This is a genomic window from Anaeroplasma bactoclasticum (assembly GCF_003550015.1).
Lineage (GTDB): Bacteria > Bacillota_I > Bacilli_A > Acholeplasmatales > Anaeroplasmataceae > Anaeroplasma > Anaeroplasma bactoclasticum.
Genome location: NZ_QXEV01000033.1, coordinates 1 through 18,447, shown reverse-complemented (window position 1 = coordinate 18,447; position 18,447 = coordinate 1). Strand labels below are relative to the sequence as shown.

General features: G+C 32.3%; 16 protein-coding genes and 1 pseudogene. 3 read left to right on the top strand and 14 right to left on the bottom strand.

Annotated features, from left to right (window positions below; genetic code table 11):
• From EI71_RS08905 to thiI, 10 genes and pseudogenes are all read right to left on the bottom strand, one after another.
• Positions 1-260: hypothetical protein (locus tag EI71_RS08905; RefSeq protein ID WP_211321096.1), on the bottom strand; the 260-nt coding region annotated here is incomplete at its 3' end.
• A gap of 191 nt (positions 261-451) precedes the next feature.
• Complete coding sequence (locus EI71_RS08900; protein ID WP_119016894.1) at positions 452-1,150, bottom strand: pseudouridine synthase; 699 nt, start codon at positions 1,148-1,150, stop codon at positions 452-454.
• An 82-nt stretch (positions 1,151-1,232) separates the two neighbouring features.
• A complete protein-coding gene (locus EI71_RS08895) occupies positions 1,233-2,009 on the bottom strand; it encodes a ZIP family metal transporter (protein ID WP_119016893.1) in 777 nt (258 codons plus the stop codon).
• Between the two features lie 110 nt (positions 2,010-2,119).
• Positions 2,120-3,139 (bottom strand): UDP-glucose 4-epimerase GalE, encoded by a 1,020-nt coding sequence (gene galE, locus EI71_RS08890; protein ID WP_119016892.1) that lies wholly within the window; start codon positions 3,137-3,139, stop codon positions 2,120-2,122.
• 140 nt (positions 3,140-3,279) lie between these two features.
• Positions 3,280-5,820 carry an ABC transporter permease gene (locus EI71_RS10240; RefSeq protein WP_425453580.1) on the bottom strand — a complete coding sequence of 847 codons (2,541 nt, stop codon included), beginning with the start codon at positions 5,818-5,820 and terminating at the stop codon, positions 3,280-3,282.
• Positions 5,821-6,494: 674 nt separating this feature from the next.
• A pseudogene (locus EI71_RS10575) lies at positions 6,495-7,167 on the bottom strand (ABC transporter ATP-binding protein); the annotation flags it as partial.
• Between the two features lie 2 nt (positions 7,168-7,169).
• Positions 7,170-7,616 (bottom strand): MarR family winged helix-turn-helix transcriptional regulator, encoded by a 447-nt coding sequence (locus tag EI71_RS08880; protein ID WP_119016891.1) that lies wholly within the window; start codon positions 7,614-7,616, stop codon positions 7,170-7,172.
• A 139-nt stretch (positions 7,617-7,755) separates the two neighbouring features.
• Positions 7,756-8,916 carry an ABC transporter ATP-binding protein gene (locus EI71_RS08875; protein WP_119016890.1) on the bottom strand — a complete coding sequence of 387 codons (1,161 nt, stop codon included), beginning with the start codon at positions 8,914-8,916 and terminating at the stop codon, positions 7,756-7,758.
• Positions 8,917-9,026: 110 nt separating this feature from the next.
• Positions 9,027-9,578, bottom strand: a complete 552-nt coding sequence (locus EI71_RS08870) for a helix-turn-helix domain-containing protein (protein WP_119016889.1) — start codon at positions 9,576-9,578, stop codon at positions 9,027-9,029.
• Between the two features lie 132 nt (positions 9,579-9,710).
• Positions 9,711-10,952: a tRNA uracil 4-sulfurtransferase ThiI gene (thiI, locus tag EI71_RS08865; RefSeq protein ID WP_119016888.1), complete on the bottom strand. Its 1,242-nt coding sequence runs from the start codon at positions 10,950-10,952 to the stop codon at positions 9,711-9,713.
• Between the two features lie 147 nt (positions 10,953-11,099).
• Here thiI and EI71_RS08860 point away from each other — a divergent pair, with 147 nt between their 5' ends.
• A complete protein-coding gene (locus tag EI71_RS08860) occupies positions 11,100-11,564 on the top strand; it encodes a GAF domain-containing protein (RefSeq protein ID WP_119016887.1) in 465 nt (154 codons plus the stop codon).
• A 243-nt stretch (positions 11,565-11,807) separates the two neighbouring features.
• Positions 11,808-12,410 (top strand): 30S ribosomal protein S4, encoded by a 603-nt coding sequence (gene rpsD / locus EI71_RS08855; protein ID WP_119016886.1) that lies wholly within the window; start codon positions 11,808-11,810, stop codon positions 12,408-12,410.
• A 73-nt stretch (positions 12,411-12,483) separates the two neighbouring features.
• Here rpsD and EI71_RS08850 read toward each other — a convergent pair whose 3' ends face one another.
• The gene (locus EI71_RS08850) at positions 12,484-14,481 is read right to left on the bottom strand and encodes an EAL domain-containing protein (RefSeq protein ID WP_119016885.1); all 1,998 of its coding nucleotides are present in this window, start codon (positions 14,479-14,481) and stop codon (positions 12,484-12,486) included.
• Between the two features lie 99 nt (positions 14,482-14,580).
• The gene (locus tag EI71_RS08845; protein WP_119016884.1) at positions 14,581-15,093 is read right to left on the bottom strand and encodes a hypothetical protein; all 513 of its coding nucleotides are present in this window, start codon (positions 15,091-15,093) and stop codon (positions 14,581-14,583) included.
• Between the two features lie 93 nt (positions 15,094-15,186).
• Here EI71_RS08845 and EI71_RS08840 point away from each other — a divergent pair, with 93 nt between their 5' ends.
• Positions 15,187-15,978, top strand: coding sequence for an alpha/beta hydrolase (locus EI71_RS08840; RefSeq protein ID WP_119016883.1), 792 nt, complete (start codon positions 15,187-15,189; stop codon positions 15,976-15,978).
• A 31-nt stretch (positions 15,979-16,009) separates the two neighbouring features.
• Here the strand turns inward: EI71_RS08840 and gltA are convergent, their stop codons facing one another.
• A complete protein-coding gene (gltA, locus tag EI71_RS08835) occupies positions 16,010-17,413 on the bottom strand; it encodes an NADPH-dependent glutamate synthase (RefSeq protein ID WP_119016882.1) in 1,404 nt (467 codons plus the stop codon).
• Between the two features lies 1 nt (position 17,414).
• Positions 17,415-18,305: a sulfide/dihydroorotate dehydrogenase-like FAD/NAD-binding protein gene (locus EI71_RS08830; protein WP_119016881.1), complete on the bottom strand. Its 891-nt coding sequence runs from the start codon at positions 18,303-18,305 to the stop codon at positions 17,415-17,417.
• Between the last annotated feature and the right edge of the window lie 142 nt (positions 18,306-18,447).

The following is an 18,447-nucleotide window of genomic DNA, read 5'->3' as shown; positions in this document are numbered from 1 at the left end:
ATATAATTGCTTAGTAAAATATTTTTGATATCATCAAATGAATCTAGATGCCTTTCTAATCTTTCTACGCCTTTCTTTATATTTAGATTACCTGTTTGTCTTACGATATCAGATAGTATTACTGTATTGTGTTTTAAAATGCCAGTAAATATATCTGATATAAAATGAGTATCTACCTTACCTAATCCTTTTGTAATATCCTTTATATAATTAACAATTTCATCTTTTAAAATATCGTTTAAAGTGCTATAATTTTTCATGGAAAAAGTCCTCGAATCTATGATGTTTGGTCGCACTTATATTATACCATTTTGAGGTCACTTTTTCCTTATATAAAGCACAAAATCCAGGTATTTTTCACCTGGATTTTTTTTATCATTTTTACCCTTTATTAAAAAATGGGGAAACACAAACTATTTTATATTTTTTCAAAGATTTTTTTATGACTATTTTACTTTTGTAAAAGTTCAATTTCATCTTCTCTTAAATGCCTATACATTCCTTCTTCTAAAGTCTCATCTAAAACAATTGGTCCAAAGGAAATTCGCTTTAAATAAGTAACCTTACAGCCTACTGCTTCCATCATTCTTTTAACCTGATGGAATTTTCCCTCTCGAATTGTAATTTTGCCTTCACCGACACCAAGTTCTTCAAATACTGCTGGCATACATTTATATCCATCATCTAAGACTACACCATCTTGAAATTCTTTATAAGCAAATGGTTTAAAGATTCCATCGAATTTTAAATAATATACCTTATCTACATGACTCTTTGGAGCCAATAGCTTATGAGCTAGCTTACCATCATTTGTGATTAATAATAATCCCACAGTATCTTTATCTAATCTACCTACAGGAAATAAACCTCTATTCTCGTAGCCCTCTATTAAATCTAAAACAATTGGATCATGATTATCATAAGTTGCAGAAATATAACCGTCCGGTTTATTTAGCATTATGTATATTAGCTTCTCATAATTTACAGATTCATCTAAAATGGTGATTTCATCATTTTCCTCATCCACCTTATAATCATCATCTGTAACAACTAATCCATTAATCATTACATATCCTTTTCGAATATATTCCTTTACTTCTTTTCTAGTTCCATAACCAGAATGAGCAAGCATTTTATCAAGTCTCATCATAGTATCACTATCCTTCCGGTAATTTGAATTTTACCAAAAACCAATATAAAAGTCACTATATATTATATATAAGGACTATTATTTAGCTTAACGCAACATCCAAAACCATCATAATAACAAAGCCTAGTGCAAAGGCAATTGTAGATAAATTTGTATGAGAATGCATTTGAGATTCAGGAATTAATTCTTCTACTACAACATAAATCATTGCACCTGCAGCAAAAGCTAAAATATATGGAAGAATAGGCGTAATAAACTGTACACATAATATAGTTAATGCTGCCGCAATAGGTTCAACACCTCCGCTTAATACCCCAAGTAAAAATGATTTTTTCTTGCTCATTCCTTCTGCATATAGTGGCATAGAAATAATCGCACCTTCTGGGAAATTTTGTATCGCAATACCAATAGCTAATACCAAGGCTCCTGAAATACTTACTACACTATTTCCATATACAGCCCCTGCAAGCACTACACCAACTGCCATTCCCTCAGGTATATTATGAATAGTTACTGCAAGCATCATCTTAGTTGTTTTTCTGAAATTTGATTTTAATCCTTCTGATTCCTCGCTACCTTCATGAATATGAGGAACGAAGGTATCTAATAACAAAATAAATATTATACCAATAATGAATCCTACTGTTGCAGGTACAAATGCAAACTTACCCATATCACTAGATAATTCAAGGGCAGGATTAATTAAACTAAATATTGATGCTGCAACCATTACACCACCTGCAAAGCCCAAGAGTACCTTTTCTACTTTTTCATTCATTTTTCCCCTCATAAAGAACACTAAAACTGCTCCTAAAGAAGTTCCTAAGAAAGGAATAACAATACCAATTGCAATTTCCATATATAAATCACTCCTTTTTAAGTTAGTCATAACTAACTATTAGAATAGTTTATACCTAAAAAAATCATTAGTCAAGAAAAAAAGCTCACAAATTGTGAGCTAATTCATTATTATTTCTTAAATCCATTAGGATTCATAGACTGCCATTTCCATAAATCACGGCACATATCATCTAAAGTCTTTTCAGCCTTCCAGCCTAAAACCTTAAATGCTTTATCTGCATTTGCATAGGATTCAGGTAAATCACCTGCACGTGCTGGACCATATTCATACTTAAGCTTTAAATTATTAACACGTTCAAATGTTGTAACAATTTCAGTTACAGAATAAGGTGTACCAGTACCTAGGTTAAAGATTTCAACACCCTTCATACCAAATACATAATCAATTGCCTTTACATGTCCCTTAGCTAAATCTACAACATGAATATAGTCTCTTCTACAAGTACCATCTGGTGTTGGATAATTTTGTCCAAAGATTGTTAAATGGTCCCTTCTTCCAACTGCTACCTGAGCTACATATGGCATTAAATTATTAGGAATACCCTGAGGGTCTTCACCAATTAAACCAGATTCATGAGCTCCAATAGGGTTAAAGTATCTTAATAATACAACACCCATTTCCTTATTAGCCTTTGCAGTATCTTCTAAGATCTGCTCCATCATAACCTTGGTCCAGCCATATGGATTTGTACAAGTTCCTCTTTTCATCTCTTCTGTATAAGGAACCTTATTATCCTCACCATATACAGTTGCACTAGATGAGAAAATAATATTTTCTACTCCAAACTTTTTCATAGTTTCTAGTAGTGTTAATGTAGTATCAATATTATTTCTATAATACTCTACTGGCTTAGCTACAGATTCACCTACAGCCTTTAAGCCTGCAAAATGAATAACTGCATCAATCTTATTTTCTTCAAATACCTTCTCTAAAGCTTTCTTATCTGCAACATCTGCTTCATAAGCTTTAACCTTCTTACCAGTAATTTGTTCAACTCTTTTTAATGATTCAGGACAGCTATTACTATAATTATCTACAACAACAACTGCATATCCAGAATTTAATAATTCAACGGCTGTATGAGAGCCAATATATCCGGCACCTCCGGCAAGTAAAATTGTTTTCATGTTCTCCACCTCAATTACCATTCTATCACAATTTTACACTTTTTCAATGAATTTACGAAAATCTTTCGAAGGTAAAAACGTTTTAAAATTTCCTAAGAAATAAGAAAAGAGCCCATTAAAAATGAGCTCATTGAATAATCTTATTCTGTTCTTAAGGCTACTACTGGGTCCTTCTTTGCTGCGCTTGATGCAGGAATTAAACCAGCAATCATTGTTAAGAATACGGAAATTGCAATCATAATAATTGCCTGATACCATGGCAATGCTGCAATTGTATATACACCAACCATTGCGCCAAGTACGATATTGATTAGTAAGCTTAATAGATATGTAATAACAATACCTAATACACCTGCACTAAAGCCAATAATTAATGTTTCTGCATTGAACAGATGAGATACATCCTTCTTGCGTCCACCAAGGGCACGAATTACACCAATTTCCTTTACTCGTTCTACTACAGATACGTAAGTAATAATACCAATCATTACTGTAGATACAACTAAGGATAATGCTGTAAATGCGATCAATGCATAAGTAATAATCTGAATTAGGGTATTAACCATAGTAATGATAATACCAATCATATCGGTATATTCAATCTTTAAGGAATCATCTATAGTTAAAATAGATTTATCTTCTAGCTTTTCTCTTACTACCTTAAGCTCAAGCATTTGAGCGATAGTTAAAGGATCAGTACTAAAGTCAGCAGATACTGCAGATAAGGATCCATCCTCATTTAAGATATATAAATCCGAAATGAAGCCAGATACATCTGTATTACCTAAATTTGTAGTATCTAAATATTTAGAAATATCATTTGCGTGAATATAGGATACTACTGTACCATTCTTTTCTTCTTCAGAATAATCTACATAATAATACTTAAATCCTGTATCTGTTTCATCCTTATAATAGAAATCAACAATAGAATAATCCTCTAGAGTAATTACCTTATTAATTGTATCTACCTTAACCTTACTAAAATCTAAATCACCTAGATTAGTCATATCAATATATAAGCCTAAGGTATCTAATGTATATTCATTACCTGCAATAGTATATGTAGGATTCTTTACTACATTTGCATAGGAATATACCTTATCCTCTGCATATATATCCTTTAAGTCTTCACTATCAACTTTTGTAGACTTGATAGTATATTGCTTATTTCCATCAGCATCTAATACTGGTACTCCACCACTAGTAACTAATACATATTCATCCTTATAGAAGGCATTTTCAGCTTCTACATAACGATATTTATCATATCCATTACGTACGCTCATTACATTACCATCCTTATCTAAGGCAAGCTTGTAATAGCTTTGGTTTTGTACCTTCATTACATATTTTGCTTCCCCCTCGCTATTTAAATAGCTATATAGGTATCCACCAAATCTTGGATTATTATCCTTATCCTTTACTACCTCTAGGGAATCATAATAGATATTTGAAGATTCAAATTGATCTCCAAATAGAATATAGGAGCCTAAGGAATATGCATTGATTGAATAATTATTTGTAACCTCTACTTGTCCATCAATAAAGAAGGCATCTCCAACCTTATCTGCAAGCTTCTTATAGAAGGAGGCATCCTTGTTATCCTCACTTACAACTAGCTTATATTGGTTACCATTATAATCTAGTGCATATTTATCACTAGATAAAGCTACTAAATAGAAGCTATCTGATGATTTATCATAGTAATAATAAGAAATAATTTCTTCTCCCTTATCATTTTTAGATACTGCCTCATAATATCCTTCCTTATTCTGCTTATATAGGTTAATGGCATTATCCTCATTCCACTTATCTAAATAAGCACATAGCTTATCCTTCTGTTCGAAGGTAGATGTATAGAATGAAATAGATGTAGGGAACTTAGCTCCACCTAAGGCAGATAGTGAATATGTAGATACCTGCTTAGAACCTGAGGTTGCACCTAAAAATTGAGAAATATAAGACATAATGGATGAACCAGAGGAGGTTAAATAATAAGTCTCTAGTGACTTAGATGAATTTCCATCAAAACGGAAATTATAGCCAACCTCAACATTATATAATGTATTCTCTTGGTCCTTAGCAGAATTACAAATTGTAGAATTTAGATTCTGCTCTCTCATATATTTTGTTAATGCCTCTGTATAATATAAGCCACCAGAAGACATTGCGCCATAGGAATGATCATCCTTTAATCTTAATACACATTTAACGTTTAATTCTACTGATCCTGTATCAGAAAATGCATTTCTTCTATAATTATCATATTTAGCTTCTGTTTCATTCGCTAGAGTACCATCAGAATATGCAGATGCATAATACTTATCACCAAAATCATCATCCGTACTACCCTTAGTATATACTGTATCATTTGGATACCATGTAAACTTCTTAGTTGCTAAATCCTCATAAGAAATTGTCTCAGGAATATCTAAAATTGGATTATCTACATATAAATCTGAATTACCAACTCTATAGCAATAATTTAAGAATTGCTCCTGGGAGAAATATCCATATTCTGCAAGCTCTAGGTCATTTAATGTATTGGAATTCTTAGAAGCTACTGCAATTAAAGAAGATTTATCCTGGAATACCTCTTCTAAAGTCATACCATTTTCCAAATATAATACTTCATACATATCGCCAATATAAGATGCATTAGATGGAGCTTCTGTCATTACAGTTACAGAAGAAATCATAGATGAATAATCCTTGAATTCTTCTACATTATTTAATACAGATGCATAGGTTGCTTGAATTGCTGCAACACTCATTTGATGAGTAACGCCATCTGCAGTTTTGAAATCTGTATAAATGTTTGGTGCAATCTGATAACCATATTTATACTGAATTAATTCGGTATAATCCTTTGGCATATCAGCTAAGAAATCCATATATCCTTGGGTGATTTCATTTGTAGATGTTACACCATTCATATTGTATAGTGTACGAACTAAGGATGCGATAAATAGTTTTGATCTATCTCCTTCGCTATTTACATCGTCTGTATTTGACATTAATCCACCGCCAAGTAGATTCGTATAATCTAAGCTAGAAGATGTTATCGCAACAGGATATCCTGCAAGCATATCATTTTCCAAATCATTAATATAGCCCTGTACACCATTAGATACTGCAAGTACAGTTGAAACACCAACAATACCAATACAGCCAGCTAAGGCTACCATGAAGGTTCTTTTAAACTTAGAATGCAAGTTTCTTGCGGAAAGCTTAAATGCAGTCCAAAGACTCATCTTGGCTCTCTCCTTCTTAATCTTTGCCTCATCATAGGCTTCATTGGCCTCAGCCGCTTTAGCCTCTTCTACTTCCTTAATTTCATCTTCCTTTGCAAAAGGATTAGAATCCTCAACAACCTCACCATCTAGGAATTTAACAATTCTTGTAGAATACTTATAAGCTAAATCAGGGTTATGTGTAACCATGATTACTAATCTTTCTTCTGCAATTTCCTTAATTAAATCCATAATCTGGATAGAGGTTTCAGTATCTAGTGCGCCAGTTGGCTCATCAGCAAGCAATATTTCAGGTTCATTAACTAAGGCACGCGCAATCGCAACTCTTTGGCACTGTCCACCGCTCATCTGGTTTGGCTTTTTGTAGTACTGTCCCTTTAGGCCTACTCTATCTAGAGCCTTCTTAGCTCTAGCCACTCTTTCATTTTTAGAAATACCTGCAATAGTTAGAGCAAGCTCAACATTGCCAAGTACAGTCTGGTGAGGAATTAAATTATAGCTTTGAAAAATAAAGCCAATACGATGGTTTCTATATACATCCCAATCATGTCCTTCAAATTCCTTTGTACTTCTACCATTAATAATTAAATCACCAGAGGTATATTGGTCTAATCCACCAATAATATTTAATAGGGTTGTCTTACCACAGCCAGATGGACCTAAAATAGATACAAATTCATTCTTTCTAAAGTTTAAATTAACACCCTTTAGGGCTTCTACTGTTAAATCAGCAACATAATAATTTTTTCTAATGTTTTCTAATCTTAGCATAATTATTCCTCCTCACTAAGGCAAGGAGTAACATTAAGTAATACATCCTTGATTTTTAATAATACATTGATGAAGCGGTCGATTTCATCGGTACCTATTTCATCAATTAATTGTAAAACAATTTTTAAAGAGTACTGTAGTAGCTTTTCGCCTTCAACATTTCCTTTATCGGTTAAGCTAATAATATTTACTCTTTCATCTTCCTTACTTGTCTTTCTTGTAACAAGTCCCTTTTCTATCATCTTTTGAACTAAGCTTGTGATTCTAGCCTTAGAAACATTCATCTTTTCCGCAAGCTCCTTTTGAGTTACCTCTTTTACATTATGGTACATATATACTAATATGAATCCCATACCGGAATCTTGTCCAGTAAATGGCTTACCAAGGTCTTGAAACTTACAGGCTTTGAACTGATTTAGGTAATCTAATGCTTTTTCTTCCTTTGTCATCAAAACCACTCCTTTTAATAGTTAACCCCGTTAACTAATGCAAGTATATTATATACATAAATCAAAATTAGTCAACGGGGTTAACTAATTGATTTGCAAAAAATAAAAAAACCGTCTCAATGAAACGGTTTTCAAACTCTTAGATATCAAGATCGTCGTCTTCGATAAATGCATGCTTAGAGTTTTCGTTGATAACCTCTTCTGTATCTGGGTCAAATAGATGAATATGATCAAAGTCTAACCATAGCTTAAATGGCTGACCTGGAGCAATATCATCACGACAAGGTACAGATGCAACTACCTGGTCTCCATCAATAGTAGTGTAAACATTAGTTTCACCACCAAGTAATTCAGAAATTTCAGCTGTAATGTCTAATCTAGAGAAGGCATCCCACTTAGCCATCATTTCCTTATTTTGATTATCATATACATCTTCTGGACGAATACCTAAAATTACTTCACGGTTTTCATAACCTAATTCTCTTGGAATTTCTAACTTTGATTCAGGAATACGGAATGTGAACTTATTCTTTGTTGTAGTAAATGTACCATTATCATGTAGCATACCATGAATAAAGTTCATAGGTGGCTGGCCAATGAAGCCTGCAACGAATACGTTTGCTGGCTTTTCATATACTTCTCTTGGTGTACCTACCTGCTGAATTCTACCATCCTTCATTACAACAATCTTTGTACCCATTGTCATAGCTTCTGTCTGGTCATGTGTTACATAAATTGTAGTACAACCTAATCTCTTATGTAATTTGATTAATTCACCACGCATGGAAATACGTAGTTTTGCATCAAGGTTAGATAATGGCTCATCCATTAAGAATACCTTAGCATTTCTTACGATAGCTCTACCTAAAGCAACTCTTTGGCACTGACCACCAGAAAGCTGTCTTGGGTAACGATTTAGGAATGGAACTAATCCTAAAGTCTCTGCTGCCTTACCAACAAGCTGATCGATTTCCTTTCTTGGCATATGACGAAGCTGTAAGCCGAATGCCATATTGTTATAAACGGTCATATGTGGGTATAACGCGTAGGACTGGAATACCATAGCAATATCTCTATCTCTAGGGTTAACGTCATTCATTCTTTCTCCATCGATGATTAAATCACCAGATGTAATGTCTTCAAGTCCAGCAATCATTCTTAATGTAGTTGATTTACCACATCCAGAAGGACCTACGAATACTACAAATTCCTCATCCTCGATGTGTAAGTTGAAATCAAATACTGCCTGGACACCATTTGGATAAATTTTGTTAATGTTAATTAAATCTAATGTTGCCATACTAAAAATTCCTCCTAAAATTATCATTATAATTATATCGTAAAATAAAGCGTTTTCCTATGTGCAATTTGCACAAAACAGCATTTTATAACTAAAATAAACTTTTGTTATTACTTGTTTTCTAATAGTGAATATAAGATATAGGCATCTTTAAAATTTGTCATATCAAATTGTGAATTTGCCTTTAGTTTATTCAATTTATATATCATAGTATTTCTATGAATAAACATAGCCTTTGATGCTTGGCTTACATTTAAATCATTTTCCGCAAACTCAAGGATGAATGTTTCATTGATTCCAGAGCCTTGTAGTATATAATTTAGAATTTCCTTCTTATTCTCTATATTTTTAATTTTAAGAAGGGCTTCTTTAAAGCCATATACTCCTATAGGAAGTTCTTCCATCAATCTTATTGCAATATCCACTTCCTTAGAAAGCCTATCCTCACTTCTTTCATCAGAAATATATGCATGTATGCTTCCTACAAGCTCTGTTTCTAATGCATTTAAAATATGAATAATATCTGAATTATTATCATATGTAAAGTAAATTGCAATATAGCCACCCTTAATTTCAGATTTCATATTCTTAAATAGGGATTTAAATACTTCCAATATAATTTCAGGATCTTCAAAATCATTTTTTATTAGTAATACCTTCACTTTTTCACCTGATTTCACTATATCGTACACTTTATAATAAGTATTATATCAAAAGATATGATTTAAGTCTATATTTCAAAAGGCACAAAATATGAAAAAATCCCTTAATTAAGGGATATTTTTACATTTATACTATTTTTGTTTTATTTCGTTTAATACTTCACGAACCTCAAGACCTAGCATAGATAAATCTAAATTAGAATCTGCACTAATTGTAATACTATTAACATTTTCTACAGCCATATCTACCATAGTTTCATAATCAAAGGACTTTTCAAATAATTCTGCCTTTTCCTTCTTTGGAGATGTTGCAGGAGCCTTTGGCACATATACAGTACAGCAATCCTCAAATGGCTTAATAGATAAATCATAACAATCTATCTTTCTAGAAATATTCATAATATCTATCTTATCATATGTACAAAGTGGACGTAGGATAGGATAATTTGTGACAGAATTAATTGTATTCATTGAGCCTAGGGTTTGGCTTGCAACCTGACCAACCGATTCACCATTAATAATCGCAAGACAATTTTGCTTTATCGCAAGCTTAGTTGCAATACGATACATCATTCTTCTCATAATAGTTATATTATAGGATTCTGGTACATTATCTAATAATGCCATATGTAATTCCTTAAAAGGAATGAAATGAACATTAATCTTATTTCCTGGTGCATATTTTGCCATTTTCTTAACTAAATCGACAACCTTTTGAGCAGATTCAATGGAAGTTAATGGAGTGGATTCAAAATGAATACATTCAATTTCAATACCCTGCTTCATAGCTAAATATCCTGCAACTGGAGAATCAATTCCACCAGATAGCATTAATAAGCCTTTACCTGCAACTCCTACTGGGAATCCTCCCATTGCTCTAATATTTGTATTAAATAAATAACAAGCCCCGCCACGAATTTCTAAGTTCAATTCTACTTCAGGGTTATGTACATCAACAACTAAATCACTATTATGAGATAAAACATAACCTGAAACATGCTTTGTGATTTCTAAAGAATGCATTGGATAATTCTTATCCGCACGCTTTGTATTCACCTTGAATGTTGTCTTCTTTTTAACAACCTCCTGCATTAGCTTTAATGCAGTTTCCTTAATATCATTTAAATCATCACTACATTTTACTACTAATGAATAGGATGAAATACCAGACACTAAATTCAATCTTTCAATTACCTTATTTACATCCTCATCATTCAAATGAATGAAAATACGGTCATGAGTGCGTTCAACATACACATTCAAGCCTTCCATTTTTTCATCCATTAATTTATATAAAGTTTTTAAAAATACTTTTTGGTTTTTACCCTTTAATGTAAGATCTCCAAATCTTACTAAAATCTGATTGTAAATCATTTTATGCCTCCTTAGACTATTTACCAGGTGATTATACCACAATTAATTTACAAATTAAAAGAAAATATAGTAGAGTTTACGAATTATAATACCTTTGTGCTTTTATAAATACTTCTTTTTTTATATAATGGGGCTTGAGGTAAAAATATGGAAACAAATTATAAAGAATTATTAGAAGGATTAGAATCTCTTATTTATGGAATTGATTATGATATTACTATTTTAAGTAATGCTTCTGCTATACTTAATGAATATTTAGATGATATTAATTGGGTAGGCTTCTATTTATTCAAGGATAACACATTAAAGCTTGGACCATTTCAAGGTAAAGTAGCATGTATGGTAATCCCATTAAATAAGGGAGTATGTGGTGCTTGCGCGACAAATAAAGAAACTATTGTTGTAAAGGATGTCCACGAATTCAAAGGACATATCGCATGTGATTCTAGATCAAAATCTGAAATATGTGTACCGATTATGATAAATAATACATTCTATGGATTATTAGATATTGATTCTCCTATCGAAAATAGATTTTCTAGTGTGGATAAAGAAAATCTAGAGAAGGTAGCAGCTATCATAGAAAAGGAGCTATCTAAGATTATAAAGTAGCCCTCATTCTATAAGAATGATATTTTTAAAAAAATGTTTGACATCAATATACTCAAATGATATAATGTGATAGCGTGGGTAAAAGGCAGCAGTCCAAATACCTTAGTAAATATCTTAAAGCCAATATGGTTTCATTAGTAACCTTCGCTGCTTGATGGTGAACATTCTATTTAAGATATCCTAAAGTTATGGGCCAAGACGTTACCCTCCAAAAAATAAAAATATATTTAGGAGGACATTAAAATGTCAAGATTCACAGGTTCAAGCTGGAAGGTTTCTCGTCGTTTAGGTTATTCTATTTCTGAAACAGAAAAGGAATTAATCAAGAGAAAGTATGCTCCAGGCCAGCATGGTGCTAAGCGTGCAAAGGAAAAGGAATACGCACTACAGTTACATGAAAAGCAGAAAGTTAGATTCACTTATGGTGTATCTGAAAAGCAGTTCGTTAAGACTTTCAACGAAGCTGCAAAGATGGAAGGTAAGACAGGTGTTAACTTCTTAAAGTTATTAGAGTGCCGTCTTGATAACTTAGTTTATCGTTTAGGTTTTGCTTCTACAAGACCTCAGGCAAGACAGCTAGTTAACCATGGTCATATCACTGTAGATGGCAAGAAGGTTGATATTGCTTCTTACAGAGTAAAGCCAGGTCAGGTTATTTCCGTAAAGGAAACTTCTAAGAACTTAGTAGTAGTTAAGGCAGCATTAGAGGCTAAGTTAGCTAGAGCTGAATACTTATCTTACGATGAGGACAAGATGGCTGGTACATTAGTAAGAATTCCTGAAAGAAATGAATTCTTACCTACAATCAATGAACAGCAGATTGTCGAGTTCTACAACAGAGCATAATTTTAAAAATAAGACCAGAAGATCAAGCCTTCTGGTTTTTATTTCGCATTTAAAAAAGCAAGTAGTTTTGTTTCTACTTGCTTTTTCTTATATTCTTCTTTTGTTTTACTTCTTCTACCCTAACAATATCATTATTTTGTTCATAAACAAAAGCTTTAAATAAATCAGATGAAAGTGGTTTTGAATGTAAGTATCCTTGGATATAATCTACACCCATCTTTTCTAAAACATCCTCTTGCATTTGTCTTTCAACACCCTCACAAACAACCTTTATATTTAAAGATTTAAACATTTGGATAGATGTTTCCATGACTCTCATACATCTTTGTGCCTTAGTATCTAAAGGATTTTGATATGCACTAAAATATGCATCAATCATTTGCTTATCAAATTTAATAATATCTGCAGGCATTTCTACTACATAATTTAGATTAGAATAACCAGTACCATAATCATCTAAAGAGAATGTAACACCCTTAGTGCCTAGCTTCTTAAGATTCATAGATAATGTATTCTTCTTATCTAATTCAGCAGATTCTGTAATTTCAAGATTAATATATTTTGTATTAACCTTGTTTAATTTCATAATATCAATATACTTCTTAGAAAGCTCCTTATCACATAACTGTGCTACAGATAAATTACTTTCAATATAATGTAAGCCTAAGGCTTCCATATCATTAGAAACAATGAATTTGCATACCTTATCAAATACAATTTCATCTAAACGGTGAATCATACCATTCTTTTCCGCAATAGGAATGAACATACCAGGAGGAAGCAATTTTCCATCATCAGTTTCAATGCGGACTAAAGCTTCAGCACAAGTAAACTTTCTTTCCTTCAAATCATATATTGGCTGATAATATACAACTACTCTATCATCCTTAATTGCTTTTTCAATTATGGATTCCACTTGGATATTTGCATAATAGTCTTGTAATATTGTTGTATCAATGACTATATAATTATCCTCCGTTTTGTTGATATTATTTGCGGCAAGATCAATTAATGAAGCTAAGTTATCATCATTATCTAGCTTAGTTGCATCATCTAAATAGAATGGGAAATAATAAGTAGAAATTACAGGATAATCATCTAAATCCTTTATGAATTCATCCACTATATCATTAAAAGTAACATTACTCTTTAAAGCTAATATATATTCTCCACGAACTCTAAATGGTAATATATCCTTTCTTTTAAGTAAGTATTGATTAAACTTTGTCAAACCCTGACTAACAGTTTTTTCATCAATAATCTTAATTGCATCCCGAGCCTTAAGATAAATTACTTCACATTCCTTCTTATCCTTTTTTCTTTCGGATACATATTTTACATAACCATTCCAGTTAAATAGACCTGTTTGTAAATCCAGTGTACCATCTAATGCTTCTAAGGATATATACATAATTAATACACCTAAGGATAATGCAAAGCTGACAATCAATAATTGCTTAATAAAATATTGGGTAATGGAAAATACTGTCCATAATATCATCCAAAAGCGAATTGCAATTACTTGTTTACGTCCAATTCTCTTTTCAAATAAAATGGATAATATCAAAATAGCCACAATAGAAACGAAGCCTGTACCGAAACAAGCAATAACGGATGAACCTGTAGTATATACATTTCTACCGTTATCTGTTGCATCATTTGCAACTAATGTAGATAAAAAAGGACTCCCAATAAATATACAAATAAGTAAGCCTACGATTGTCGTTGACCAGAATGTTATATTATATGCTTTTCTAGATAATGCCTCACCTGCAATATATAATCCTGTACCTAAAACAGAAACGACTGTCGCAATTAGATATGCTCGATTCACATAATCAGATACTGGATTGTCAAAATGCGGATCCCTTGTATTTGCAATGGTTGCCCAAACATCTAATACTAATACTAGAATCGATACAATAATTACACGCAAGAAATGCTTTTCTCTTTTAATATTCAGCTTCTTCTGTGATATGTATAAAACTAGAATAATAAATGAAATAATAATTCCACATATTTGAGTATAAATATTGTAAAAGGATTCAACCGCAAAAAAGGTTAGATTCATACAGACCTCCTTTTCTTAAAGATTTACTACTTTTCATTTTAACATAAAAAATTTTATTTCTTATAAAAAAATATATAAATATTCTATGAAAAGGTTTCACTACATAACGAAATTCTCTTTTTCGTCATTTATCCACTCAATAAGAGGATTTAATGCATCTAAATCAATTCTCTCTAATCCATTAGTAACGATGAATAGAATGTCATTTTCTTCATTAGAAAGCCTTACCCTTTTTGCTTTTCTTTCTAAATTCTTTCTAATATCATTAAATACATTTCTTTCCATTAAATTAAGCTTATAATATCTTAATCCACCTCTTAAATAAAACAAATTATCTATTTTATTTGTCATTTTTAATTCTTGTATTCTCTCTTCACTATATGGATATAATCCAACAGAACATACATATTGAATATTAAATTTCTTTTTTGCTCTATCTAAATCCATTACTCTTCCATTTTTAATCCAAGAAAAATAAATGATTTCTGTCCCTTCCTTTAATTTTTTAGATTCATTTAAGGAATATATTGGAAGCTTACATCTTACAGCTAAGTTATAAGCATATTGTTTTGAAAAATCTGTATGACTATTATATACAATAGCTTCTATCATACTATCACACTCCAAGTCAATTATACCAAAAATTTATGCCTTTCAAATTGTTTTTCTATCTTTAATCTAATATAATTGAAGTGGTGATGTATAATGCTAGAATACTATAAATTATATCTTCCAAAATCTAAGCGAGAAGTTAAAATAGAGGTATCTGTTCCTAGATTTAGAAATGGTATCACCTTTGATACCATCTATTTTTTAGATGGACAAAATGCATTTAAAGATTCTCATGCTTCCTTTGGAAGATCAATTAGAGCAGCTAAGGCTTTAGGGCTTGCTGCAAAAGAAATGGAAAAAAGAATATTAGGAGTCGCTATATATAATAGCGAAACAGAATTAGGAAGAATTAATGAATATTCCCCTTTTAAAATAAAAAAATGTGCTTTTGAAGAATGGAAAAAACAAGATATAAAGGTATGTAAAAATTTCTGTGAAGATTTTATTCATACAATTATTCCATTTATAGAAAAGAAATATAATACATATAAGTCTTTTGAGCATAGAGCAATTTATGGTTCATCCTTAGCAGCTATTACTGCAATTTATTTAGCTTATAATTATAAAGATTCCTTTAAATATGTAGGTTCCTTTTCTACTCCTTCTTTCTTATATGAAGAAGAGTATTATAAGTTTTTAACAAATAACAAAAAAGAAGACGTTGAAGTCTTCTTATATGTAGGAAAGCAAGAGCAATCGGATGATATTTACGATAAAACAATATATTACGATAGTTCTATGAAATTATATCATTGGCTTAAAGAAAATAAAATTAGAACCAGATTAGTAATTGACCCCTCTGGTGTTCATAATGAAGAAACATGGGGAAATCATATTCTTGATTTCATAAACTTTATCTGTTTTGATGATATTTTCTATAAATAAAAATATCCGCTACAATGTAGCGGAATTTTTTTTAATTCTGTTTTAAATTTAAATTAGATAATGCCTCATCAATTGCAGCTGCAGCCTTCTTTCCAGCACCCATTGCCAAAATTACTGTAGCAGCACCAGTTACAGCATCTCCACCAGCCCAAACTAAATCATGAGTTGTTTTACCCGTTTCTTCATTTGCAATTAAGCAGCCATGGCTATTTGTATCTAGACCCTTAGTTGTTGAAGAAATTAATGGATTAGGAGATGTACCTAAAGACATAATAACCATATCTACATCCATAACGAATTCAGAATTAGGAATAACCTGAGGTCTTCTTCTTCCGGATGCATCTGGTTCACCAAGTTCCATACGTACACACTTCATACCTGTAACATTGCCTTGTTCATCTGTTAAGATTTCTGTTGGGTTTGTTAACAATTCAAACTTAACGCCTTCTTCTTTTGCATGATGAACCTCTTCAACTCTTGCTGGTAATTCTTCTTCACTTCTACGATAAACTATAGAAGCATCAGCACCAAGTCTTAAGGCAGTTCTTACAGCATCCATTGCTACATTACCACCACCAACTACAGCAACCTTCTTACCAACATGAACTGGAGTATCATATTCAGGATCAAAAGCTCTCATTAGATTAACTCTTGTTAAGAACTCATTTGCAGATAAGCATTGATTTGCAGTTTCACCTGGTATACCCATAAACTTTGGTAATCCAGCACCAGAACCAATAAATACTGCATCAAACTTATATTCATTAAATAACTGATCAATTGTTAATGTTTTACCAATGATAACATCTGTAATAATTTCTACACCTAAGGCTTTAACATTTTCAACTTCATGAGCAACAACCTTTTCCTTAGGTAAACGGAATTCAGGAATTCCATATACTAATACACCACCAGCTTTATGAAGTGCTTCAAAAATAGTTACGGCATAGCCCTTCTTTGCAAGCTCTCCAGCAGTTGTTAGACCTGCAGGACCTGCACCAATAACTGCAACCTTCTTGCCGTTTGGCTTACCAGGTTCTGCAACCTTAAAGCCGTGAGATGCTGCATAATCGGCAGTAAATCTTTCAAGCTTACCAATGGAAATGGCATCACCCTTTTTGCCTACAACACACCTTGCCTCACACTGCTTTTCCTGTGGACATACTCTACCACAAACTGCAGGTAATGCAGAGAATTTTGCAATTTCCTTTGCAGCTTCTTCAAAATTTTTTGTTTTTAAATGAGCGATAAAGCCCGGAATATTAATATTAACTGGGCAACCTAAAACGCACTGAGGAGCCTTACATGTTAAGCATCTTCCTGCTTCTAAAACAGCCTCTTCCTCAGTATATCCTAAGCATACCTCATCGAAGTTATGTGCTCTTACCTTAGGATCTTGTTCAGAAATAGGTACTCTTACTGGATTAAATGCCATATTACTTATCCTCCTTGCAATTGCCACATCCACCGTGATGAGTGCGACCTTCTTGGAAGGCAAGCTTACGACGGCCTTCCTCTGTTTTATAAATTGCCTGACGACGCATAGCCTGATCAAAATCAACTAAATGGCCATCGAACTCTGGACCATCAACACATGCAAATTTTACTTTACCATCGACAACAACACGACATGCTCCACACATACCTGTACCATCGACCATAATTGGGTTTAAAGATACAATTGTTGGAATATCATATTTCTTTGTTGCAAGACAAGCAAACTTCATCATAATCATAGGTCCGATGACAACTGCATGATTATATTCCTTATGCTGATTTTCAATTAAATCAGCTAATAATTGAGTAACATTTCCTTTAAAACCATATGAACCATCATCTGTACATACATATAGGTTTTTAGCAACTGCCCTCATCATATCTTCCATAATAATTAAATCTTTATTTCTAGCTCCAATGATTACATCACAATCAAAGCCATGCTCATGCATCCACTTAACCTGTGGATATACTGGTGCTGTACCTACACCGCCTGCAATAAATACAACCTTTTTCTTTGCTACTTCTTCCTTATCATCTGTAACTAAATCAGATGGACGACCTAAAGGTCCTACAAAGGACGCAACCTCTTCCCCTTCTTCAAATTGCGCAAGCTCTAAGGTTGATGCTCCTACTGGCTGAAATACAATAGTAACTGTTCCAGCCTCTGGATTAGTATCTGCAACAGTAAGTGGAATTCTTTCACCAAACTCTGTATTTCTAACAATAATAAACTGTCCAGGTAGTGCACTTTTTGCAACTAACGGAGCTAAAATATCCATCAAATAAATTGAAGGATTAAGCTTCTCTTTACGAACAATCTTATACATAACTTTTCCCCTTCCTCTCTTTAATTATTGAATATTATATCATAAACATTCTTTATATGTATATAAAAAAACGTATTTTACGAATAAATACGTTTTTATAAATCTATTTTTTGTATGCATTACGAATTAAATTCGCATCACA